Origin of the sequence: Amycolatopsis ultiminotia (assembly GCF_039536925.1) — a bacterium.
Taxonomy (GTDB): Bacteria; Actinomycetota; Actinomycetes; order Mycobacteriales; family Pseudonocardiaceae; genus Amycolatopsis; species Amycolatopsis ultiminotia.
Genome location: NZ_BAAAZN010000004.1, coordinates 186952 through 210332, shown reverse-complemented (window position 1 = coordinate 210332; position 23381 = coordinate 186952). Strand labels below are relative to the sequence as shown.

Sequence of the window (23381 nt, the reverse complement as noted above, 5' to 3'; positions counted from 1 at the left end):
TGGCCGTTTACTAAAGCGCTTCAGAACCGGGTCGTTCCCGGGCTGAGCACCTGATTTCCCCAGGAAGGGAGAGCCGTGCCCGTCGCGTTGCTCGCGCTCGCCGTCGGTGCCTTCGGCATCGGCACCACCGAGTTCGTGATGATGGGTGTGCTGCCCCAGGCCGCCGCTGACTTCCAGATCGACATCCCGTCCGCCGGCTACTTCATCTCCGCCTACGCACTCGGCGTGGTGATCGGCGCACCGCTACTGACCGCGCTGGCCGTGCGGCTGCCGCGCAAGACCATGCTGCTGGCCATGATGGGCCTGTTCACCCTCGGCAACGGCCTGTTCGCACTGTCGCCGAACCAGGAATTCGGCATCGTGTTCCGGTTCCTCGCCGGGCTGCCGCACGGTGCGTTCTTCGGCGCAGGCGCGGTGGTCGCCTCGAGCCTCGCCCGGCCCGGTGAGCGGGCGAAGTCGGTGTCGATGATGTTCATGGGCCTGACGCTGGCGAACGTCGTCGGCGTACCGCTCGGCACACTGCTGGGCCAGCAGGTCGGCTGGCGTGCCACGTTCGGCGTGGTCGCGGTGATCGGGCTGGTCGCCATGGCGACCATCGCGAAGCTGGTGCCGCACCAGGGCCGCCCGGACGAACCGTCGCTGCGCGGTGAACTCGGCGCGTTCCGCCGTCCGCAGGTGTGGCTGGCGCTGGCCATCGTCACCTTCGGCCTCGGCGGGGTGTTCGCCTGCATGTCCTACATCGCACCGATGCTCACCGACGTCGCCGGGTACTCGCCGTCGAACGTCACGCTGCTGCTCTCGCTCGCCGGCGTGGGCATGACGATCGGCAACTTCCTCGGCGGACGGCTGGCCGACAAGGCGCTGATGCCGGGCCTGTACGCCGCGTTGCTCTCACTGGCCGCCGTGCTCGCGGTCTTCACGGTCACCGCGCAGGGCAAGGTCGGCGCCGCGATCACGATCTTCTTCGTCGGCGTCGCCGGCTTCATGATCGGCCCGATGATGCAGGCGCGGATCATGGAAAAGGCAGGCGGCACGCCGTCGCTCGTGTCGGCCGCGGTGCAGTCGGCGTTCAACATCGCCAACTCGATCGGCGCCTACCTCGGCGGCCTGGTCATCGCGGGCGGCCTCGGACTGCTGGCGCCCAACTGGGTCGGCGCGACGCTGGCCGTGGTCGGGGTGTCCATCGCCGCGGTGTCCGGTCTGCTCGACCGGCGCGAGGCAACCCGCGTCCGGGACCGGAAGGAACTGGCGCTGGCCTCTTGATTCCTGCTGATTCCCGCTGATTCAGGAGGACGGGGCGAAGGGGCCGCCGGTGATGGTGAGCGCGATGTAGAGCACCGCGGCGCACAGCACGCCGAAGGTGACGACATCGACGACCTTGCCGCGAATCGCGAGCAGCCCCGCCTTCTCGACCGGCAGCACCGCCCGGAGCACACCTGCCACGAGCAGGGCAACGCCGACGAGCACCGCCCCCTCCCGCCAGTGGTACTGCGAAGCCCGCACCACGGCGGCGACCAGCAGGAGAGCCACCACCGCGAACGGCACGTGGACGGTCCACGCGCGACCGCCACGCTGCCGTTCGCCGGGCATCGCCATCAGCGCGCGACCGCGCGTTCCGCGGCCTCGACCACGTTGCTGACGAGCATCGCCCGCGTCATCGGGCCGACCCCGCCGGGGTTCGGCGAGAGCCAGCCCGCGACCTCGGCCACCGCCGGGTCGATGTCGCCGGTGAGCTTGCCCTCGACGTGCGAAACCCCGACGTCGAGTACGGCCGCGCCGGGGCGCACCATCTCCGGCTTGAGGATCCCCGGGACACCCGCGGCGGCGATCACGATGTCCGCCCGGCGCGTCTCGGCGGCGAGGTCGCGGGTGCCGGTGTGGCAGAGCGTCACCGTGGCGTTTTCGCTACGCCGGGTGAGCAGCAGACCCAGCGTCCGCCCGACCGTGATTCCGCGGCCGACCACGGTCACCTGGGCACCGTTCAGCTCCACATCGTGCCGCCTGAGCAGCTCGATGATCCCGTACGGCGTGCACGGCAGCGCACCCTGCTGGCCGAGCACGAGCCTGCCGAGGCTGACCGGTGCGAGACCGTCGGCGTCCTTGTCCGGAGAGATGCGCTCGAGCACGCGGTTGGTGTCGAGGTGCTTCGGCAGCGGCAGCTGGACGATGTAGCCGTGGCAGGCCGGGTCGGCGTTCAGCTCGTCGACGACCGCTTCGAGCTTCTCCTGCGAGATGTCCGCAGGCAGGTCGCGGCGGATCGAGTTGACGCCGATCTTCGCACTGTCGGCGTGCTTCATCTTCACGTACGAATGCGAACCGGGGTCGTCGCCGACCAGCACCGTGCCCAGCCCGGGGGTCACCCCCTGCTCGGCGAGCGCGGCCACCCGCGGGCGCAGCTCCGCGAAAATGGCGTCCTTCGTGGCCTTGCCGTCCAGAATCTTCGCCGTCACGGCGGCCATTCTCGCAAAGCGCCGCCCGGGGCCGCCGTCCGGCACGCTGCGTGCCCAGTCGCCACCCGATCGGCCCGCGCGTCTTCCCCTTCCCGGGGCACCCCCGGGCTTAAACTGGAGTGCACTCAACCGCATCACCCACCCGGGCGTGTGACCTCCGCCATATCGCGTCCGGCCAGGTCAGCGGGCACGTAGGCGTGCCCGTGGGTGGCAAAAGGCCTATGCGGGGTGCGTTCGCGCGCGCGAGCAGTCAAAATGTTCGTGTGGCACAACCGACGACGCAGCTGAACGCGACCGAGCAGGACACACTGGTCAAGCAGATCGGGCTGGCCCTGCTGCGCGCCGCCCCGCGAGACTGGCGCAAGGTCACCGCGGAGTACCGCGCCGTCGGCAGGTACCACGAGCTGACCGGTGAAATCCGGACGGAGGACGGGACCACCCAGGAATGGGTGGCCACGCACGACATCGCGACCCTGTTCGGCAGGCTGCGGGCCGGGATGTACCGCGACGGCCGTGGCACCTGGTTCAACGCGCGTTACCAGCTCGACCACCCGTCCAGCTACAACCTCGAGTACAACCGCGACGAGCCGCAGTGGCATCTCGCGCCGCCGCCGCAGGCGTACTCCGACGAGCTGCGCATGTTCCCGCGCACCGAGGAGAACGTGCCGGAGTGGCTGATCCGCAGGCTGTCCGGCCTCGGCCCGGAACAGCCCGGCCCGCACTTCCGCATCGCCCGCATCTTCGACTCGATCGGCCCGGCCGGCCGTCCGGTGATCAACCGGCCGGATCTCGACGTCGACGAGCAGGACCGGCTGCTCGACTACCTCGACCACGCGCCCGTGGTGGTGCAGGACCGCGGCTACGACATCGACCGGCTGGCACCGGCCCCGGAGGCCACCGTCCCGGTCGCCTTCCACAGCGACGGCCAGTGGATCTGGCCCGCCGCGGTGAACTTCTACCTGCGCACCTACGGCGTCTCACCGGAGGCCGACCTGGTCGAGCACATCCGTGCCGCGGGCTTCCAGCTCCCCCAGATCGACGACCTCACCCTGCAGGGCGCGGCCGGCTACCTGACCCGGGGCAACCAGCCGCCGCAGCAGCGCCCCGCCCCGCCCCGGCAGGCGGGACCCGGCGGTCCTGCTCCGGCCGGGCCCGGTGGGGCCCCCGGACAGGCGGGTGGACCCGGTGCTCCGGCAGGTGCCGGTGGGCCGGGTAACGCCGGGCCCGGTGCTCCTGGCGTCCCGGCAGGTGCCGGTGGTGCCGGTCCGAACGGTCCCGGTGCGCCCGGGTCCGGCGGTTCGGGCGGCCCCGGTCCGCGGCTGGGTGCAGCCGCTGCGGTGGGTGGCCTGGCCGCCGCGGGAGTGGCCGGCGGGGTGGCCGCCGCGAGTGCGGACGGCCGATCCGGCGCTGCGGAGGCCGAGCCCGTCGCTGAGCCGGACGACGAGGCCACCGGCGGTATCGACACCGTGCTCAGCGGTGGCGCCCCCGCGGGAGCCGAGCACGAACCGGACCACGAGTACGACGCCCACGGCACCCAGCTGGTCGACCCGGCGGCCCTTGACCGCAGTCCGGACCAGCACGCCGACTACGGCGCGCACCACGACGACTACGCCGACGAGCACGAGGTGGACGAGCACCGCTCCGCCGAGCCGCCGTTCGAGCAGGACTTCGCCCAGTACGAAACGAACGGCGAGCAGTACCGCGGACAGGGTGCGCAGTACCACGAGCAAGAGGTGTACGGAGACGAGTTCGAGGACCGTTTCGCCGTCGAAGAGCCCTACGACGACGAGCCGCACGCCGCCTTCGCGCAGTCCGGCCGCAACGGCACGGCGCCGGTTCCGGATGTCGAGCAGACCGCGCTGTACTCGCCGGTCGACGAAGCCCCGGCGGCTTCCTACGAACCTGCCGAAGAACTGGAACACGGCGAGGAGCCGGTGCTCTTCACCCACGGCAACGAGCCGGAGCTGCACGACGAAGAGCAGCGCGACGCGCTGTACACGCATTCGGACCGGGCTCCCGAACCGGACGACTACGCCGTCGAAGGGCACCACGACGAGCCGGACTTCGACGCGGGACCGCCGACCGCGATGATCATGCCCGGTGCGGACGTGCCGGGTGCGCTGCCCGTGGATGCGTCTTTCCCGGCGCGCGGTGCGGAGCGGCCGGAACCGAGCGCACCGCCGCAGCAGCCGTCCGGCGGCCGCCGGGCTTTGCGAGAGCAGCCTGCCGAGCCTGCGCTGGACGACCTGCAGACCAAGCTCGCCGAGCTGAACGTGCCGGCGGACTCCTACCGGCTCGGCGCGGCCACCGACCGTGGCTGGAGTGTGGAGCAGGTCGACGAGGGCTGGCGCGTCGGCTGGTACGACGGGGAGCTGGTCAACCCCGCGGTGTTCGGCGACGCCGAGGACGCCGCCGCGTTCATGCTCGGCAAGGTCCTGCTGCACCCGGAAGGGCACGTGCCCGCGGAGCCGGAACCAGCACCGGAGCCGGAACCGGTAGCCGATCCGGTCGCCGATGCACCGAAGCCGCCGGTGATGGCGACCCTGTCGCCGGAAGTGGCCACGGGCTCGTTCCCGGTACGTCCGCGCGAGAACGTGCCCCCGCAGGAGCAGACCGCGTTCACCCCGGCCGAACAGTTGCTCGCCGACGACGAACCGCCCGCCCAGCAGGCCCCGCCTGCCCCGCCCACGCAGGTGACGCCCGCGGTCGCCGCGTTACCGCACCGCGAGCCGCCTGCCGCACCGGTTCCGCCGGCGGCTGCCCCGGTCCCGCCGGTGCAGCGGGAGGAACCGGCACGGGCGAACGGCACCCGTGGTGGCGGCGGTGCGAACCAGTGGCCCATCACCCCGCTCTCCGGGGAACCGCCGCTCACGCTGTTCCGCGGCAAGGAACTGCGAGAGCTGCCGGCAGGCAGTGAGCTGGACCGGTTCGGCGGCCCGAACGGCAACCTGACCTACGCCGCGGGCACGCCGTTCGAGGAACGCTCACTCGTGCCGGAATGGGTCAACCGGCCCTATCACGTGTACCGGGTGCAACGTCCGCTGGAGACACTGGCAGGCGTGGCGATCCCGTGGTTCAACCAACCCGGCGGCGGCGCGGCCTACCTGCTGCCCGCAAGCATCGAGGAACTGGTCGCAGAAGGCGACCTGATCGAACTGGACCCAGGCGAACCCCCGATCGACTGATCAAGCCAGGGGGCGAGGCAACCGGCCTCGCCCCCTTTTTCGTGCGCCACCCCGCCAAACCGTTCGTCATCCGCGCCAAGCCGAGCGCCGCCCCGCCAAACCGTGCACCGCCCCGCCAAGCCGGGCACCGCCCCACCAAACCGGGCGCCACCCCGCCAAGCCGAGCATCACCCCGCCAAACCGTGCACCACCCCCGCCAAGCCGAGCGCCCCCGCCAACCCAGACGCGACGCGTGCACTCCCCCGGCCCGCCGTGCCACCAAGCCGCGCGGCGATGTCGAACCGAGTGCGCTCTCTGCGCTGCCCCGCCAAATCAGGCGTGCTCCAGTCGCTGCCCCGCCCGCAATCCAGGCACTTCTCCGCCAAGCGCGGCACACCGCCGGTGAACCCGGGGCACGGCCCCACCGAACCGGGCACGTGCCGCAAACCCCAGCACTGCCCCGCCAAAAGCCTCCCCGCCGCCAAGCCTGCACCGCACCGTCGAGCCGGGTGCGTGCGGTGTGCCTGCCCGTCGCCGAACCGCCATCCATCGGCGGGGTGGGTGGGTTACTTCACCACCAGACCGTGCGCGGCGGCGAAACCGGCGGCCAGGTCGATGTCCACCAGTGCGCCGCGCAGGTCGGCCTGGAGCAGGCCGTTGGCGTCGATGATCGTGCCGCGCAGGTCGGCACCGGGTAGTTTCGCGCCGATCAGCCGTGCGCCGGTCAGGTCGGCGCCGCGCAGGTCGGAATCCGTCAGATCCGCCTCGGTCAGGTTCACTTCCCGCAACCGCAGCTTCGACAAGTCCAGTTTTCGCAGCCGTCCGCGGGCGAACGACGCCAGCGACAGATCACATTCGGTCAGCGCGATCCTGGTGAACCTGCAGTCCACAAAGGACGAACCGAGCAGGGAGCACGACGACCACCTGCTGTCCGCCAGTATCGCCCGGTCGAAGGTGCACGACCGGAACGCCGACGCGTCGTGCCGGGAACCCTCCAGATCGACGTTGGTGAAGTCGCAGCCGTCGAACGTGCAGCCGCGGGTGCGCAGGCCGCGCAGGTCCGCCTCGGTGAAATTGCAGTCGGTGAACTGCCGTTTTTCCCACCACTGCTGGGAAAGCCGCGCCTCACGGTAGTCCTCGCGGTACTCCTCGCCGGTTTCGTTCACTCGGACAGGATGTCATCCGGCCCGCAGGCACTCCTCCGACGGGGTCGGCCCGGTCACCGGAAGTCCCGGGATTTCGTGGTGATCCGCAGCGGCAGCGGCTCCAGTTTCTCCGCCCGCACGCTCGCCACCCCGTCGGCTTTCTCGAGCGTTCCCCGCACCAGCAGGGCCGGGCTGGCCCGCGCGATCCGGTGGAATCGTTGCCACAGGCCGAGTGTGCAGATCACGTTGACCATACCGGTCTCGTCCTCGAGGTTGAGGAACGTGACACCGCCCGCCGTCGCCGGGCGCTGGCGGTGCGTGACCGCACCCCCGACGAGCACCCGCGTGCCGTCGGACAGGTCCAGCAGCCGGTCGGCGGTGCACACTCCGAGCCGGTCGAGCCGGTCTCGGATGAACTCGGTCGGGAAGCGGTCCGGCGAGATGCCGGTGGCCCACACGTCGGCCGCGGCGAGGTCGAGCCCGTCCATGCCCGGCAGCATCGGGGCGTCGACGCCGGTACCGGTGCCGGGCAGTTTCTCCGGCCGGTCCTGCGCGACCGCACCCGCGGACCACAGCGCCTGCCGCCGGTCGGGACCGAATCCGCCGAACGCGCCCGCCGTGGCCAGTGCCTCCAGCTGCGGCGTGGTGAGCCGGACCCGGCGGCCGAGGTCGGACATGCCGGCGTAGCGCCCGTGTGCCTTCCGCTCCGCCACGATCTCCTCCGCGAGCGTACTGCCGATCGTGCGGACGGTGCCGAGCCCGTTCCGAATCGCGCGCAGCTCCTCGTTGCCCGGCAACGGTTCCAACGTGGCGTACGCCAGGCTCAGGTTGATGTCGGGGCCGTACACGGTGACGCCGTGCCGCCGGGCATCGGACACCAGGGACTGCGGTGAATAGAAGCCCATCGGCTGCGCCCGCAACAGTCCGGCGCAGAACGCATCCGGGTGGTAGTACTTGAAGTACGCGCTGGTGAACACCAGGTGCGCGAAGCTCAGCGCGTGGCTCTCCGGGAAGCCGAAGTTCGCGAAAGCCTTGAGCTTGTGGAAGATCTTCGCCGCCAGCTCCGGGCGCACCCCCTTCGCCACGGCACCCTCGAGGAACCGCAGCCGGAGCCGTTCCATCTTCCGCTCGGACCGTTTCGAACCCATGGCGTGCCGCAGCTGGTCGGCCTCCGCGGGGGTGAAGTTCGCGACGTCGAGGGCGATCTGCATCATCTGCTCCTGAAACAGCGGCACTCCCAGCGTTTTGCCGAGCGCGTTCTTCAGCAGCGGATGGTCGTAGTCCCATTCCTCTCGTCCTTGTTTGCGGCGGATGTAGGGGTGCACGGACCCGCCCTGGATCGGGCCGGGCCGGATCAGCGCGACCTCCACCGCCAGGTCGTAGAAGTTCCTCGGCGCCAGCCGGGGCAGCGTGGCGAGCTGGGCCCGGCTTTCCACCTGGAACACGCCGATGGCGTCGGCGCGGCACAGCATTTCGTAGATGTTCGCATCCGTGAGATCCAGTTCGGCGAGGTCGATGCGCTTGCCCTTGTGGTGCTCGACCAGCTCGAGCATGTAGTGCAGTGCGGAGAGCATGCCGAGGCCGAGCAGGTCGAACTTCACCAGCCCCACCGCGGCGCAGTCCTCCTTTTCCCACTGCAGCACGCTGCGGTTCTCCATCCGTGCCCATTCGACCGGGCACACCTGGCTCACCGGCTCGCGGCACATCACCATGCCGCCGGAGTGGATGCCGAGGTGACGTGGGAAGTCCTCGAGCGCGAAGGCGAGCTGCACGACGTCGCCGGGGATGTCGTGATCGTGGTCCTTTTCGGTGCTGCGCAAGGCACCCCAGCGGTCGATCTGCTTGCTCCACGCGTCCTGCTGGCCTGGCGAGTAGCCGAGTGCGCGGGCGGCGTCGCGGATCGCGGAGCGGGCGCGGTAGGTGATCACGTTGGCCACCTGCGCGGCGTTGAGCCTGCCGTGCTGGGTGTAGACGTACTGGATCGCCTCTTCCCGCCGGTCGGACTCGATGTCCAGGTCGATGTCCGGGTAGCCGTCCCGGTCGGGCGCGAGGAACCTTTCGAAGAGCAGGTTGTACTGCACCGGATCCACGTTGGTGATGTCGAGTGCGTAGCAGACCGCCGAATTCGCCGCGGACCCCCGGCCCTGGCAGAGGATGCCGCTGCCGCGGCAGAACCGCGCGATGTCCCACACGATCAGGAAGTACCCGGGGAATTCGAGTTCCTCGATGACCTCGAGCTCGTGCTGGATCTGCCTGCGCGCCTCGTGCTCCTTTTCCTTGCCGAGGTAGCGTTTCCGGAACCCCGCCCACACCAGCTCCCGCAGGTGGGTGGTCTCGGTCTGTCCTTCGGGCACGGTGAACGGCGGCAGTTCCGGCGCGAGAAGTTCCAGCCGGAACGCGCATTCGATGCCCAGCAACGCAGACCGCTGCACCGCGCCCGGGTACCGCCGGAAGATCTCCGCCATCTCGGTGCCGGAGCGCAGGAACGCGGTACCGTCGCCGGGGAGCCACCCCTCCAGGTCGTCGATGCTGCGCCGGGCCCGGATGGCGGCGACGGCGTCGGCTAGCCTGCCGCGTTCAGGGCGGGCGTAGTGCGCGGCAGTGGTGGCGACAGTGGGCAGGTCGAGTTCACGGGCCATCTCGGCGAGCAGGTCGTTGTGCGTGCTGTCGAGCGGCTGGCCGTGGTCGATCAGCTCGACGTACACGTGGTCACGGCCGAAGAGGTCCACGAGCCGGCGCAGCTGGACGGCTGCCGCATCCGGTCCCTCCCGCACCAGCGCCGAACGCACGGATCCCTTGCGGCAGCCGGTGAGCACCGCACAGCTGTCCGCGACCTCCTCCGCGACGGCGTGCAGGTCGTAGACCGGACGGCCCTTCTCGGCACGGTCCTGGGCAGGCACTTCCTCGTCGTAACCCCGAAGCTGGCCTGCGGTGATCGCCCGGCACAGGCTCCGGTAACCGTCCTGTCCGCGGGCCAGCAGCAGGAGGTGCTCGCCCTCGGGATCGGCGGCGCCGTTCTGCGGACCGGAGAGCCCGAAGCTCAGCTCCGTGCCGAACGCCGTGGCGACGCCGAGTTCCTTTGCCGCCTCGGCGAACCGGACCACGCCGTACATGCCGTCGTGATCGGTGAGCGCGATGGCGTCGAGCCGCAGCCGGGCGGCCTCCTCCACGAGTTCCTCGGGATGGCTCACGCCGTCGAGGAAGCTGAAGTTGGAGTGGCAGTGCAGCTCCGCGTAGGCCGTCCGGGGGGCGGATTCGAAATCACTGCGTGGCGGCGGAACGTCGGTGGGACGTCGGTAGCCCTCGCGTTTGCGGCTCCACGCGGGGCTGTCCCCGTGGTCGCCTGGCGGCAGCCCGCCCGACAGCGCCCGCGCGAGGTCCTTCCACGGGACCGGCGGGTTGTTCCAGCTCACCTCAGTCGTCCTGGTTCTCGGGAGACCGGCGGGGGTGCGGGATTCCTTCGGCCATCAGTCATAGCTCCCTTCCACTGTCCACTTCGGATTCTCCGTGCCGGAGCAGAGGACGAGCACGGCTTGTCCGGGCTCGTCGCCGTCGCCATCGAGCAGCAGCTGCAGCCGGGCCTGCTGCGGACCGGTCGAACGGCGGCCGGAGGTGACCGGCCACGGACCGGCCCATCCGGTGATCTGCCGTGGTGGCCCGCCAGCGACGCGGAGCAGGCGGGGCGGGGCGGTGAGCCGTTTGCGGGCGGTGCACCCGACCGGGCGGCCCTGCTCGTCCACGATCTGGACCGGCAGCGGCCGGTCGAACACCGTCGCGGGGGAGGGGGCGGGCAGCCGGGCAGGCCAGGTGGCGTCCGGCGGTGTGCCCGGTTCCCGCGGATCGCCCCACGGGACGAGCCGGACACGGCCGGCGGGGTCCCTGCCACCGTCGAGCAGCGGGGTGAGCACGCCTTCCGGGCCGAGCAGGCTCTGCACCCGGGTGAAGACGCGGCCTGCCCGTTCGGCGGCCTCGTCCTCGCCCGTTCCGGGACCGCTGCCCCGCCACAGCCCGAGCTGCAACGACCGGCCCTCGACGGTCTCCTCCGGTTCCAGCCGCAACCGGGCGACGCCGGAGGTAGGCCGTTCGCCGGGCGCGGCTCGCAGCCAGCCCTCGAACTGCCACCGCACCCGTTCGGCGACCCCTTGCGGGGTAAGGGGTTCCGCGCACCGCCAGACCCGGCCGAGCTGCTCGCCGTTCTCGGTGGTGGCGTAGATGCCCAGCCGGGTGCAGGCGAGCCCGTGGTCGGCGAGGGCGGCGTGGAACCGGGTGCCGAGGTTCTTGGCGAGGAACGCGGCCACGTCCACCCGCGCGAGCACCGGGTCGAACGTTTCGGTGAGCGACAGCTCCGGCGGCGGACGGCGCCGCAGCGGCGGCCGGTCGGACAGTCCGCGGGCCAGCCGGTGCGCGAGCACCCCGGCGCGGCCGAACCGGGCCGTGACGTCCCGTTCGCCGAGTGCGGCGAACGCGCCGAGCGTGCGCAGGCCGAGCCGGACGAGCAGGTCGACCAGCTCCGCCCGGTCGGCGTCGGGCTGGTCCAGTTCGGTGATGGGCAGCGGGGCGAGGAACTCCGCCGCCCGTCCCGGTTCGACGAGTTCCCCGCGCCGGGCGGCGAGAGTCGCCGCGAACAGGCCTTCGGACACCCCGATCTGACATTCGACCCCGGCTGCTGCCGCGACCTGGTCGAGCAGTTCCTCCGCGAGCCGGGGTTCCCCGCCGTAGTACCCGGCCGCACCCGCGACGGGAACCGCGATCAGCCCCGGCCGTACCACTTCCAGACCGACGACCAGGTCTTCCGCCGCCTGTGCGACGGTCTCGAACAGCCGTGCGTCACGCCCGGCGTCCGCGCCGAAAACGGCCAGCCCCGGACACCGCGATTCCGCCTCCCGCCGCCGCATTCCGCGGCGCACGCCGCCTGCCCTTGCCACTTCCGTGCAAGCGACCACCCGGTTCGCCGAGAACACCGCGGCCGGCCGCGTCAGCACCTCCCCGGCCGCGGCGACGGCAGCCACCGCAGGCCAGTCGGGGCACCACAACACAAGCATCCGCACCGCGTTCATCCGGCGGCCTCTTCCCGTCCGGCGGACTTCCCGGCCCTGGCGACGTGACCGCCCGGTCCGGGGAGAAGCACCTCGGCAGAACGCGGACGTGCCGCGGCACCACGACCGCGGACGTGCACCTCGACCGGCCGGGTGCGCAGATGCCCGGCCCCGTGCCCGTGCAATCCGGTCCACGGGCCGGGGGTGCAGTGCAGTTCGAGGTCGGCCCCCGGCCAGTGCCCGAGCGAGAACAGCACGGCCCCCCGATGCCGGGCCCGCGCGGAAAGCCGCCGCGCGACGTCCGCCTTCACCGAACGGGGTTCGGTGACCACGAGATCGACCCCGTCGAGCAACGCGGCCAGCACGGCCGGGTACTCCGCCCCCGGCCGAGGCACCAACGCCATCCGCGACGTCACGACCCCGTGTTCCGCCGCCGCGGCAACCCCCAGTGCCGGCACCCCGGCCACCGCCACCCACCCCCCGGCAACGGTGACCTCGGCAAGCAACCCGAACAACAGGGAGGTCGAACTGTGCACCACCACGGTGCTCCCCCGCCGAAGCCCGCCCCCCGGCAACAGATCAGCCAACGCCGGAACGACCGGCAACAGCCGTCCGTCCTCCCGCCCGTCCTCCCGAACAGCCCGCTTCGCCACCCGGCTGGCAGTACTGACCCCGGGCAACGCAGCCAGCCGAGCAACCGGCGGAACCGACCCACCCCCAGCCGGGAACACCCGCCCACCACCGGGACCGGCGGGGTTGGTGGGGATGGGGTTGGTGGGGTTGGGACCGGCCGGACCCGGGCTGGGGTTGGTGGGGCTGGCGGGACTGGGGTTGGGACCGGCCGGACCCGGGCTGGGGCTGGGGTTGGTCGGGCCGGGATTGGGGTTGGCCGGACCGGGGCTGGCGGGGCTGGGGCCATTCGGACCGGGGAAAGGGATCACCTCGGCACACCGGACCGAGGTGGCAGGCCGGGCCGGAGCAGTCGGCGGAACCGAGCCAGTTGGCGAGGCCGAAGCATCTGACAGAGCCAACGCAGGCGACGGCGTCGGAACAGGTGCCAAGGCCAGAACAAGTGACGGAACCGAATCCCCAAGCGGAGCCGACGCAACGGGATCCCCGGACAGAGCCGACGGAACCAGATCCCCAAACAGCGACGACGGAACCGGATCCCCAGGCAGCGACGACGCGACGGGATCCGCTGGCGAGACCGGACCAGCAGACCGGACCGAAACGTCCGGCGAGGCCGGGACGACCGGCCGAACCGGGACAGCTGGCGGTGCGAAACCTTCCGTCGGCGTCGAATCGGCTGCCAAAGCCGGACCAGCCGACGACACCGGAACTCCCGACGGCGCCGGATCAGCCGAAACGCTTGCCCCCACCGACCGGATCAGCTCGGTTACCGCGGCCAGCCCAGCCGTCTCACGCGACTCGTCGAGCCTAGCCGAGGCCCCCAGCTCAACCGAACCGACCGACTCAACGAATCCACCCAACCCGGCCACCACAACCGCCGCGCCCGAAACAGCAGGTGACCTGGATGCCCCTCCCGAAACAACAACCCTGCCCCACGTAACCGCCCCACCCACCCCAACGAATCCGGCAACCCCGCCCCGCCCAGCGGCCCCGACCTGCCCACCAAACCCAGCCCGCCCAGCGAGCTTGGCCACCTCGCCCCGCCCCGCGAACCCGGCCCGCCCGACGAACCCGGCCAATCCAACCAACCCACCCCGCCTCGCGAACCCGGCCCGCCCAGCGAACCCGGCCAATCCAACCAACCCACCCCGCCTCGCGGGCTCAACCCATCCAGCAGACTCGACTGTTCCAACCAACCCACCCCGGCCAGCGAACCCGGCCCGCCCGGTGGACTCGACCGATCCAGCCAACCCACCCCGACCGGTGAAACCGACCTGCCCGACGAACCCAGCGGACTCGACCGATCCGGCCGACCCACCCCACCTCGCGGGTTTGACCGAGCTGACAGGTTTGACCAGTCCGGCAAGCCCGGCCCGTTCCACGAATTCGACCGATCCGACGAACCCCGCTGATCCGGCGGACTCGACCGGCCCGATGAACTCGGCCAACCCACCAGCCCCGACCCACCCGACGAACTCAGCCCGCGCAGCGGACTTGACCAACTCGGCCTGCTCGGCGGGCCCGGCAGCTCTGGCTGAGCCAGCCAGCTTGGCGAGTCCGGCAGGCTCGATCGGCCTGGCAGAGCCAACCGACTTAGCGGACCCGGCAGGCTCGATCGGCCGGGCGGAATCAACCGGCTTGGCGAGTCCGGCGGGCTCGGCCTGCCTGGATTCGGCCGGTCCGGCTGGTTCGGTCGGATCGGTGGGCCCGGTCGGATTAGCCGACTTAGCCGGATCAGCCGACTCGGTCGGGTCAGCCAGCTCGACCAGGCCAGCCGGCTTAGTCGGGTTGGTGGGCTCGGCTGATCTGTCGGGTTTGGGCTGGGGGGTTCGCTTGATCGGGCTTTTCGAGTTGATCGATTGGGTCGTGTCTTTGGCTGGTGGCGTCGGTTTGGCCGGTGGGTTCGGGGCCGGTCCCGCTGGGGTTTCTGTTGGGGGCGTGGAGAGATTCGGGGATACCGGCACCGCAAGGGGAACCGGCTGCGCAATCGATGTGGCCGGGAGGATCGAGCGCGCCGGCCGCGCCACCGGCACGCTCGAAGACATCGGTTCCGCCCGTGTCGCTGCCGTCGATGGCGGGGAGAGCACTTGCGACGCCGACGTCCGGGAGAACGCACGCGACGTCCGCGGCGCCGGGAGCACCCTTCCCGACGCCGCGACGCGCGCGGGCCGCACCGGCTTTCGGCCGGTCGGCCCGATCCCGGCCGGTCGCGCCACCGAACCGCCCGGGAGCGCCGGTCTCTCCCACAACACCGACGCCGATTTCCCCATCGCCGACATCCGCACCAGCCGCCCCGCCGACGCCAGCTCCCCCGACGGCACCGATCTCTCCGCCGACGCCGACCTCTCTGCTGACACCGACTTCTCCGCCAGCACCAGCTCCCCTGCCGACGCCAACTCCCCCGACAGCGCTGACGTCTCCGCCAACACCGGATTCCCCGACGGCACCGACTTCTCCGCCGACGCCAATCTCTCTGCTGACACCGACTTCTCCGCCAGCACCAGCTCCCCTGCCGACGCCAACTCCCCCGACAGCGCTGACGTCTCCGCCAACACCGGATTCCCCGACGGCACCGACTTCTCCGCCGACGCCAATCTCTCTGCTGACACCGACTTCTCCGCCAGCACCAGCTCCCCTGCCGACGCCAACTCCCCCGACAGCGCTGACGTCTCCGCCAGCACCGGCTCCCCTGCCGACGCTGGCTTCAGCGGCGCAGCTGTCCCCGACAGCACCGATTCCCCCGCCAACATCGGCTCCGCCGACAACGCACTCCCCGGACGCCCCAGCAAGCCCGACCGTCCAGGCGTCCCCGACCGCTCCGGAAATCCCAGCCGCCCAGGCGTCCCGAACCCCGGCGCCGTCGGAAACCCCGCCCCCGGCGCCCCCGGCCGTTGCGGTTCCGGCGTTCCCGGCGGCAGTGGCCGGGCGGGTACGGACGAGCCCTCCCTCCATGACCCCGCCGGATCAGTCGACACCGTGGACAACCTCCCCTCGCGTACCGATCGGTACCCGCTCCGGGGAGGTCCACGCCGGCAGACCAGCTACGGAACGGGCACCGGCATGCCGCGGGGAAGGCGGCTCCGACAACCACAGTCTCGAACAAACGTTCGACTGACCTCAGTTAACCCCATCCCCCACCCCCTGTCAAGCAGAGCCGAAGCAAAGCCGCCACTGTCACAACCGAAGCGCACGAGAACCCAAAACAGCAGGTCAAGAACCCGAACAGACACCACCGACACACACCGGCACAGGCCGATGAACCCGGCTCCGCGGAAGACCTTCCCGCCCCGGCCTCGACATATCGCCCGTTAGGCTGATCGAGGCACCGATACCGGATCAAGGGCCGGAAACGGTGCCACCGAACCGAAACCGAGTGCGCGACGCCGACACCACCCGCCATACACTGGAGCCCGATGAAAGCTGGTGGGAGTCACAAACAGCACGTCGCACTGCGCGGATTCGTCGAGGCCGACCTGCCGGTGCTCGATCGCTTCGCCACGGATCCGGAGGTGGCCGGCGCGTTCCAGTGGTCCGGATTCGCCGATCCGCAGGTCCACCGGCGCCGGTTCGCCGTGGACGGGTTGCTCGGCGACGCCTCGAGCGCGGTCGCGGTGACGGTGGACGACACAGTTGCCGGGATGGCGACCTGGAAAGCCGCCGACCGGGGTGGACCGGCCGGCGGCTGTTACGAAATCGGTGTCACGCTCCTGCCCGACCACCGCGGGCGCGGTGCCGGCACCCAGGCGCACCAGCTGCTCGTCGAGCACCTCTTCCGGTTCACCCGGGCACACCGCATCGAGGCGTTCACCGACGTCGACAACCTCGCCGAGCAGCGCGTGCTGGAGAAGACCGGCTTCCACCGGGAAGGCCTGATGTGCCAGGTGCTCTGGCGCGACGGGGCCTACCACGACGAGGTCGTCTACGGTCTGCTGCGCGAGGCGTGACGGGCGTCAGTGCGCGAAATGCCGCGTACCGGTGAGGTACAGCGTGATCCCGGCGGCTTCGGCGGCCGCGACCACCTCGGCGTCCCGGATCGACCCGCCGGGCTGCACGACGGCCCGCACACCCGCCTCGATCAGCACCTCGAGCCCGTCCGGGAACGGGAAGAACGCGTCCGACGCGCCGACCGAGCCCTTGGCCCGGTCCCCTGCCCGCGTGACGGCCAGCCGGGACGAGTCGACCCGGTTGACTTGGCCCATGCCGACGCCGACGGTCGCCCGGTCGTGCGCCAGCAGGATCGCGTTCGACTTCACCGCACGCAGCGACCGCCACGCGAACTCCAGATCGGCCAGGGTCTGCTCGTCGGCGGGTGAGCCGGTGGCCAGCTGCCAGTTCGCCGGGTCGTCGCCGGGTGCGTCGATCCGGTCGGCGGTCTGCACGAGCACCCCACCGGAAATCGGCCGGATCTCCACCGGCGACGGCGTCTCGAGCACCGGCAGCTTCAGCAGCCGCACGTTCTTCTTGCGCTGCAAGACTTCCAGCGCCTCCGGCTCGAAGTCGGGGGCGAGCACGACCTCGGTGAACACCTCGGCGATCTGCTCTGCGGCCTCGACGCTGACCGGCCGGTTCGTGGCGATCACGCCGCCGTACGCGGAAACCGGGTCGCACGCGTGCGCCTTGCGGTGCGCTTCGGCGATGTCCGTGCCCACTGCGATACCGCACGGGTTCGCGTGCTTGATGATCGCGACAGCGGGCTCGGTGAAGTCGAAAGCGGCCCGTCGAGCGGCATCAGTGTCGACGTAGTTGTTGTACGACATCGCCTTGCCGTGCAGCTGCTCCGCGTGCGCGAGCCCCGGCTGCGCGCTCTTGTACAGCGCAGCCTTCTGGTGCGGGTTCTCGCCGTAGCGCAGTACGTCCGCACGCTCCCACGTCGCGCCGGTGAAGTCCGCGAAGCCGGTGTCGTCGGCCGGCGCGTAGTCGTTGGCGAACCACGAAGCGACAGCCGTGTCGTACGCAGCCGTGTGCGCGTACGCCTGCGCCGCAAGCCGCTTGCGGTCCGCGAGCTCGAAACCGCCCGCGCCGACCTGCTCCAGCACCCACGCGTAGCGCGCCGGGTCCACGACCACTGCGACGCTGCCGTGGTTCTTCGCGGCCGCGCGCACCATCGCCGGACCACCGATGTCGATGTTCTCCACGCAGTCTTCCGGACTCGCCCCCGAAGCGACCGTCTGCGTGAACGGGTACAGGTTCACCACGAGCAGGTCGAACGGCGCGATCTCCAGCTGCTTGAGCTGTGCGACGTGATCGTCGTTGCCCTGGTCGGCGAGCAGACCGGCGTGCACCCGCGGGTGCAGCGTCTTCACCCGCCCGTCGAGCGACTCCGGGAACCCGGTGACCTGCTCGACCGGCGTGACCGGGACCCCCGCGTTCGCGATCACTTTCGCGGTGCCGCCGGTCGACACGATCTCCACCCCGGCCGCGTGCAGACCGGTGGCGAGCTCGAGCAGACCGGCCTTGTCCGAGACGCCGATCAGCGCACGCCGGACCGGGCGTCGCCCCTGTGCTGTGCTCACGAAAACCTCACCTTTCGTCCGTCCACGGTGCATCCACCACGGCCGAGTCGCTCGATCGTTTCCACCAGGAGCCTGCGTTCCACGGCCTTGATCCGCTCGTGCAGGACGTCTTCGGTGTCCTCGTCCTCAATGGCCACCGCCTCCTGTGCGATGACCGGTCCGGTGTCCACGCCCGCGTCGACGAAGTGCACCGTGGACCCGGTGACCCGGACGCCTGCCGTCAGCGCGTCCGCGACCGCGTGCATCCCCGGGAACGAGGGCAACAGCGCGGGATGCGTGTTGATCACCCGGTTGGCGAAGCGGGCAAGGAACTGCGGGCCGAGGATCTTCATGAATCCCGCGGACACCACCAGGTCCGGCTCGTACGCGGCAACCGCCGCGGCGAGCGCCAGGTCCCAGGACGCGCGGTCGGGATGGTCGGCGACGCGCACGGTGAACGACGGCACCCCGGCCCGCTCCGCCCGCGTCAGCGCTTCGATCCCGGCACGGTCGGCACCCACCGCGATGACGTCGGCCGGAAACCCCGGCCGGCCCGAGGCGTCGAGCACTGCCTGCAGCAGCGTCCCGGAACCGGACGCGAGCACGACGATCTTCACCGGAGTGGGCAGGTCCAAGCGGCTGGCCAGAACGGGCTCCTTGCACGGCAGCACGCCTCGGGCGCACGGCACTTCACCAGGTCGCCCCAACCCTAACGGTCGGCGTCCGGACGCTGCTCGTCACCGGAGTCCTCGGTGGATTCGGTCACAGCCGAAGGCTCCTCTTCCTGATCGTCGAGCGGCGCGTCCTCCGGCAGCTCGAGACCCAGTTCGGCGTCCGCTTCGGCGTCGAACTCGTCGAGCTCGCCGTGGTCATCGGGATCGTCGGCGGAAGGCTCTTCGACGTCGGCTGAGTCGCCGGGCTCGTCCGGGTCGGCGTCCTCGGGAGCCTCGGACCCGGCAGCGTCCTCGTCGGAGTCAGCGTCCTCGTCGGGATCAGGCTCCTCGTCGGGATCGGTGTCTTCTTCGGACTCGGCGTCCTCGCCGGAGTCGGCTTCCGCCGGACCAGCAGCGTCCGGGACGCCGGTGTCCTCCTCGGCCGTCGACCGGACACGCGCCTTCGGCGGAGCGTGCGCCCCGGAGAAGAAGGCCACGAAACCGGCCGGGATCACGATCCAGCAGAACGCCACGATCGAGGCCACCCCGACCGGCACGCTGACCGGGTCGAACGGGCCGTCACCGAGTCGCCCGCCGGCGAGCGTGCCCAGCACCACGCAGCCGAACCCGACCACGGCGCCTGCGACCACGACGATCCGGATCCGCGCGGCCGGGTCGTCGTCCACGTGCCGCACCGACCAGCCGACCAGCAGCCCGACCGCCAGCGGCAGCACCAGCAGCACCGGCCACCAGGCCGCAGCGTGCTCCGGGAGACCACCGAGCAGCGGGACCGCGGGCACCGGACCACCCCGGTACCCGACGAGGTTCACGTTCAGCTCGCCGATCGTGAACCCGGGCCCGCTGACGAACGACATCGCGGCCACCACGGCGTTCGGCAGGTAGAGCAGGGAGAGCAGGAACAGGCCGAAGCCGGCACCGATCGACGGTCCGAACTCGTCGGCCACTGTGTGCGCGGAAAACGCTGTGGCACCGGCAAGGACCAGCGCTCCGGTCAGCACCAGCGCGGACAGCCCGAGCAGGCCCGCGCGCAGTCCACGGACGGCGAGCGGATCGAGCCGTTCGGCGAACGCGACGGGCAGACCGCAGCGACGCACCACACCGCCGGTCGACGCGAGCGCCCCGAACACACCCGGTACCACCGCCGCCAACGCCGGGTTCACCTGCACCGGCGCACCGAGCGAGAGCAGGCCGATCAGCAGTCCGAACAGCATGTGCGCCGCAGTGATCGTGGCGATCAGCGGCACTGCCTGCCGTAGCCCGGAACAGCCGAGCCGTTGCGCCGCACCGGACGCGGCCCGCGCCACGAGCAGCACCACCGCGAGTGTGGGCAACAGCGGCAGCATCCCCAGCGGATGACCACCGATACCGAGCTGAACCTGGTAGGCGGCCAGCCAGCCGGGACCGGCCGAGAGCAGTACACCGCCCGCGGAGAACGCGGTGCGTTCCGCAGTCAGCGAGACGAGCGCGAGCAGGGTCGCGAGCGCCGCGTAACCGGTGACGAGTGGGCCGAGGGCCGCGGTGAGCACCACCCGCAACCGCATCGCAGGCGTGACCGCCGCGCCGGAGGCGTCGTCCACCGGCTCGTCGCCCTCCGGGCGATCGGGTCTGGTGAGCACCTGCATGATCTCGACCATGACATCCGCGCACGTCCGTACCGATGAGGCACGCCGTCCGGCGGACGTGGCCTGGACAACCCCACCCGGTCGTGGCACCAGAGCATGAAAAACACCCGCTGTGACACGGAGAGTCACAGCGGGTGTCGAGGGTCGAAACGTCAGCCCTGCTGACCGAACCCACCGGGCGGCGTACCCGGCTTGCCCGGCTCGGCAGGCGGCTGCTGGAAGAACTGGCCCTGCTGCGGTGCGTACGTGGTGGCCTGCGGGCCCTGCGGGGGCTGCGGGGCAGGCGGCTGCTGCGGGGCCTGCTGCGGAGGCTGGTACTGCCCCAGCTGCTGGTACGGCTGACCGTAAGCCTGCTGGTACTGCGGCACATTCGGCACGACAGGCTTCGGTGCCGGCGGCTTGAGCACGCCGTACTCCAGCAGCAACGCGGCTAGCGACACCAGCATCTGCACGAAGCCGAGCACGAGGATCACGACCACGATGCCCGGCGTGGTCTGCTCACCGATCACCGTGTCGAGCGCGCCGAGTGCGCCGAGCACGCTGAACAGCGCGGCGAACGGCAGCACCTTCGGCGCCTTGGGCAGCACGGCGAGCCCGGACAGCAGACCGCCGACGAGCAGGAAGACGATCTCCTGTCCGACGTCGCCGGCCTCGTCGGAGAAGCCGATGAAGTACTGCACCAGCCCGAGCACGGCTACCCCGAGTGACAGCAGCACCGGGAGGTTCTCCGGCAGCGCCGGAGTCGGCGAGGCCTGCGCGGGCGGCGGGGGCTGCGGGAACCCGCCCGACGGGGGCGGTCCCTGGGGCGGCTGCCCGCCACCCTGCTGGGGGTAGCCTGGCCCGCCGCTGGGGAAGGTCATCGGAAGCTCTCCTGTCGTTCGACCGGCAACTGGGGAAGTGCGGCACCCGGACGCTGTGCACCGGCCGCTGAAGCCGAACGCTAGCGCATCCGCCGTTCCACGTCCGCCGTTGGACGCGTGGACGCCCCGGTGGGTTGCCGGAAGATACGACGAGGGCCGGGCACCTCTCGGTACCCGGCCCTCGTCAGCGGCGTCGCCGCAGGTCAGCCGAGGTTGTTGTACAGCTCACGCGCGAGCACGGCGGTCTCGCTCGGAGTCTTGCCGACCTTCACGCCGGCGGCCTCGAGGGCCTCCTTCTTCGCGGCGGCCGTGCCGGACGAACCGGACACGATGGCGCCCGCGTGGCCCATCGTCTTGCCCTCCGGGGCAGTGAAGCCCGCGACGTAGCCGACGACCGGCTTGGTCACGTTCTCCTTGATGTAGGCGGCCGCACGCTCCTCCGCGTCGCCACCGATCTCGCCGATCATCACGATGACCTTGGTGTCGGCGTCCTTCTCGAACGCCTCGAGCGCGTCGATGTGGGTGGTGCCGATGACCGGGTCACCGCCGATGCCGACGGCGGTGGAGAAGCCGATGTCCCGCAGCTCGTACATCATCTGGTACGTCAGCGTGCCGGACTTCGACACGAGGCCGATGCCACCGGCGTCGGTGATGTCGGCGGGGATGATGCCCGCGTTGGACTTGCCGGGGCTGATCACGCCGGGGCAGTTCGGCCCGATGATGCGGGTCTTGCCGCCCTTCGCGACCGCGTGCGCCCAGAAGTAGGCCGAGTCGTGCACCGGGATGCCCTCGGTGATCACCACGGCGAGCGGGATCTCCGCGTCGATGGCCTCGACGACCGCGTCCTTGGCGAACTTCGGCGGCACGAAGATGACCGAGACGTCCGCGCCGGTCTCCTTGATGGCCTCCTCGACCGTGCCGAACACGGTGAGGTCGGTGCCCTCGATGGTGACCGTCTGGCCCGCCTTGCGGGCGTTGACGCCGCCCACGATGTTCGTGCCGGACTTCAGCATCTTGGTCGCGTGCTTCGTGCCCTCGGAGCCGGTGAGGCCCTGGACGATGACCTTGCTGTTCTCGTTGAGGAAGATCGACATTTCACTTCACCGCCGCGGCGAGCTCGGCGGCCTTGTCGGCCGCGTTGTCCATTGTGTCCACCACGGTGACCAGCGGGTGGTTCGCGTCGGCCAGGATCTTGCGACCCTCCACGACGTTGTTGCCGTCCAGCCGAACGACCAGCGGCTTGGTGGCCTCGTCGCCGAGGATCTTCAGCGCCTCGACGATGCCGTTGGCGACCGCGTCGCATGCGGTGATGCCGCCGAAGACGTTGACGAACACGCTCTTCACGTCGGTGTCGCCGAGGATGACGTCCAGCCCTGCCGCCATCACCTCGGCCGAGGCGCCGCCGCCGATGTCGAGGAAGTTGGCGGGCTTCACGCCGCCGTGCTTCTCGCCCGCGTACGCCACGACGTCCAAAGTGGACATCACGAGCCCCGCGCCGTTGCCGATGATGCCGACCTCACCGTCGAGCTTGACGTAGTTGAGGTCCTTCTCCTTGGCCTTCGCCTCGAGCGGGTTCTCGGCCTGCTTGTCGACGAGCTCCTCGTGCGCCGGGTGCCGGAACGAGGCGTTCTCGTCGAGGGTGACCTTGCCGTCGAGGGCGATGATCTTGTCCTGCGGGTCACGGACCAGCGGGTTGACCTCGACCAGGGTGGCGTCCTCGGAGACGAAGGTCTCCCACAGCTTCACCACGACGTCGGCGGCCTCGTCGACGATCTCGGCGGGGAAGTTGCCCGCCTTCAGGATCTCGAGCGCCTTCGCCTTGTCCACCCCGGCGATCGCGTCGACCGGGATCCGCGCGAGCGCGTCCGGGCGCTCGACCGCGAGCTGCTCGATCTCCATCCCGCCTTCGGACGACGCCATCGCGAGGAAGGTGCGGTTGGCGCGGTCGAGCAGGAAGGAGAAGTAGTACTCGGACGAGATGTCCGAGGCTTCGGCCACCAGCACGCGGCGCGTGACGTGGCCCTTGATGTCGAGGCCGAGGATGGCTTCCGCCTTCTCCTTCGCCTCGTCGGGCGTCTGGGCCAGCTTGACGCCGCCCGCCTTGCCCCGGCCGCCGACCTTCACCTGCGCCTTGACGACGACCTGGGTGCCGATCTGCTCCGCGGCGGCCTTGGCTTCTTCCGGGGTGTTTGCCACGGCACCCGGCAGAACCGGTACTCCGTGGGCGGCGAAGAGATCCCTCGCCTGGTACTCGTAGAGGTCCACTACTCCAGTCTCCTGACGACACGCCACTGTGGTGGTCCGTTGC

General features: G+C 70.8%; 16 protein-coding genes. 4 read left to right on the top strand and 12 right to left on the bottom strand.

Translation table 11 applies throughout. From position 1 onward, the window contains the following. The first annotated feature begins 75 nt into the window (after positions 1-75). The gene (locus ABD793_RS11400; protein ID WP_344858533.1) at positions 76-1263 is read left to right on the top strand and encodes an MFS transporter; all 1188 of its coding nucleotides are present in this window, start codon (positions 76-78) and stop codon (positions 1261-1263) included. 21 nt (positions 1264-1284) lie between these two features. Here the strand turns inward: ABD793_RS11400 and ABD793_RS11395 are convergent, their stop codons facing one another. Continuing rightward, on the bottom strand, positions 1285-1596 hold the full coding sequence (locus tag ABD793_RS11395; RefSeq protein WP_344858531.1) for a DUF3017 domain-containing protein: 312 nt from the start codon (positions 1594-1596) through the stop codon (positions 1285-1287). After that, entirely contained in the window at positions 1596-2450 is an 855-nt protein-coding gene (locus ABD793_RS11390) for a bifunctional methylenetetrahydrofolate dehydrogenase/methenyltetrahydrofolate cyclohydrolase (RefSeq protein ID WP_344858529.1), read from the bottom strand. The genes ABD793_RS11395 and ABD793_RS11390 overlap by 1 nt, the downstream gene beginning before the upstream one ends. Positions 2451-2713: 263 nt before the next feature. On the opposite strand from ABD793_RS11390, the gene ABD793_RS11385 reads away from it, so the two are divergent. Next, complete coding sequence (locus ABD793_RS11385; protein ID WP_344858526.1) at positions 2714-5635, top strand: TNT domain-containing protein; 2922 nt, start codon at positions 2714-2716, stop codon at positions 5633-5635. A gap of 545 nt (positions 5636-6180) precedes the next feature. On the opposite strand, the gene ABD793_RS11380 is transcribed toward ABD793_RS11385, so the two are convergent. Genes ABD793_RS11380 through ABD793_RS11365 form a run of 4 tightly spaced genes read right to left on the bottom strand, consistent with a single transcriptional unit; the run spans position 6181 to position 12448 of the window. Next, entirely contained in the window at positions 6181-6780 is a 600-nt protein-coding gene (locus ABD793_RS11380) for a pentapeptide repeat-containing protein (protein ID WP_344858524.1), read from the bottom strand. Positions 6781-6833: 53 nt separating this feature from the next. Then, positions 6834-10172, bottom strand: coding sequence for an error-prone DNA polymerase (locus ABD793_RS11375; RefSeq protein WP_344858522.1), 3339 nt, complete (start codon positions 10170-10172; stop codon positions 6834-6836). Positions 10173-10226: 54 nt separating this feature from the next. After that, positions 10227-11816, bottom strand: coding sequence for a DNA polymerase Y family protein (locus ABD793_RS11370; protein WP_344858520.1), 1590 nt, complete (start codon positions 11814-11816; stop codon positions 10227-10229). Continuing rightward, positions 11813-12448, bottom strand: a complete 636-nt coding sequence (locus ABD793_RS11365) for a hypothetical protein (protein ID WP_344858517.1) — start codon at positions 12446-12448, stop codon at positions 11813-11815. The genes ABD793_RS11370 and ABD793_RS11365 overlap by 4 nt, the downstream gene beginning before the upstream one ends. A 1810-nt stretch (positions 12449-14258) precedes the next feature. Between ABD793_RS11365 and ABD793_RS11360 the strand changes: the two genes are divergently transcribed. Next, complete coding sequence (locus tag ABD793_RS11360; RefSeq protein WP_344858515.1) at positions 14259-15737, top strand: hypothetical protein; 1479 nt, start codon at positions 14259-14261, stop codon at positions 15735-15737. A gap of 101 nt (positions 15738-15838) precedes the next feature. Beyond that, on the top strand, positions 15839-16369 hold the full coding sequence (locus ABD793_RS11355) for a GNAT family N-acetyltransferase (RefSeq protein ID WP_344858512.1): 531 nt from the start codon (positions 15839-15841) through the stop codon (positions 16367-16369). 6 nt (positions 16370-16375) lie between these two features. On the opposite strand, the gene purH is transcribed toward ABD793_RS11355, so the two are convergent. The 6 genes from purH to sucC all read right to left on the bottom strand — a co-directional run bounded on the left by purH (position 16376) and on the right by sucC (position 23338). Continuing rightward, a complete protein-coding gene (gene purH, locus ABD793_RS11350) occupies positions 16376-17938 on the bottom strand; it encodes a bifunctional phosphoribosylaminoimidazolecarboxamide formyltransferase/IMP cyclohydrolase (RefSeq protein WP_344858510.1) in 1563 nt (520 codons plus the stop codon). Beyond that, positions 17935-18552 carry a phosphoribosylglycinamide formyltransferase gene (gene purN, locus ABD793_RS11345; RefSeq protein WP_344858508.1) on the bottom strand — a complete coding sequence of 206 codons (618 nt, stop codon included), beginning with the start codon at positions 18550-18552 and terminating at the stop codon, positions 17935-17937. Before purN ends, purH begins: the two co-directional genes overlap by 4 nt. A gap of 74 nt (positions 18553-18626) precedes the next feature. Further along, positions 18627-20225: a cell division protein PerM gene (locus tag ABD793_RS11340; protein ID WP_344858505.1), complete on the bottom strand. Its 1599-nt coding sequence runs from the start codon at positions 20223-20225 to the stop codon at positions 18627-18629. Positions 20226-20365: 140 nt separating this feature from the next. After that, positions 20366-21073, bottom strand: a complete 708-nt coding sequence (locus ABD793_RS11335; protein WP_344858503.1) for a DUF5336 domain-containing protein — start codon at positions 21071-21073, stop codon at positions 20366-20368. Between the two features lie 203 nt (positions 21074-21276). Next, positions 21277-22167 (bottom strand): succinate--CoA ligase subunit alpha, encoded by an 891-nt coding sequence (gene sucD / locus ABD793_RS11330; RefSeq protein WP_344858501.1) that lies wholly within the window; start codon positions 22165-22167, stop codon positions 21277-21279. A gap of 1 nt (position 22168) precedes the next feature. Then, complete coding sequence (gene sucC, locus ABD793_RS11325) at positions 22169-23338, bottom strand: ADP-forming succinate--CoA ligase subunit beta (RefSeq protein ID WP_344858499.1); 1170 nt, start codon at positions 23336-23338, stop codon at positions 22169-22171. Between the last annotated feature and the right edge of the window lie 43 nt (positions 23339-23381).

Bases quoted from the DNA above. Each gene is read 5' to 3' on its own strand.
- ABD793_RS11395 (WP_344858531.1), bottom strand. From the start codon at position 1,596: ATGGCGATGCCCGGCGAACGGCAGCGTGGCGGTCGCGCGTGGACCGTC.
- ABD793_RS11370 (WP_344858520.1), bottom strand. From the start codon at position 11,816: ATGAACGCGGTGCGGATGCTTGTGTTGTGGTGCCCCGACTGGCCTGCG.
- ABD793_RS11355 (WP_344858512.1), top strand. From the start codon at position 15,839: ATGAAAGCTGGTGGGAGTCACAAACAGCACGTCGCACTGCGCGGATTC.
- ABD793_RS11340 (WP_344858505.1), bottom strand. From the start codon at position 20,225: ATGGTCGAGATCATGCAGGTGCTCACCAGACCCGATCGCCCGGAGGGC.
- ABD793_RS11335 (WP_344858503.1), bottom strand. From the start codon at position 21,073: ATGACCTTCCCCAGCGGCGGGCCAGGCTACCCCCAGCAGGGTGGCGGG.
- sucD (WP_344858501.1), bottom strand. From the start codon at position 22,167: ATGTCGATCTTCCTCAACGAGAACAGCAAGGTCATCGTCCAGGGCCTC.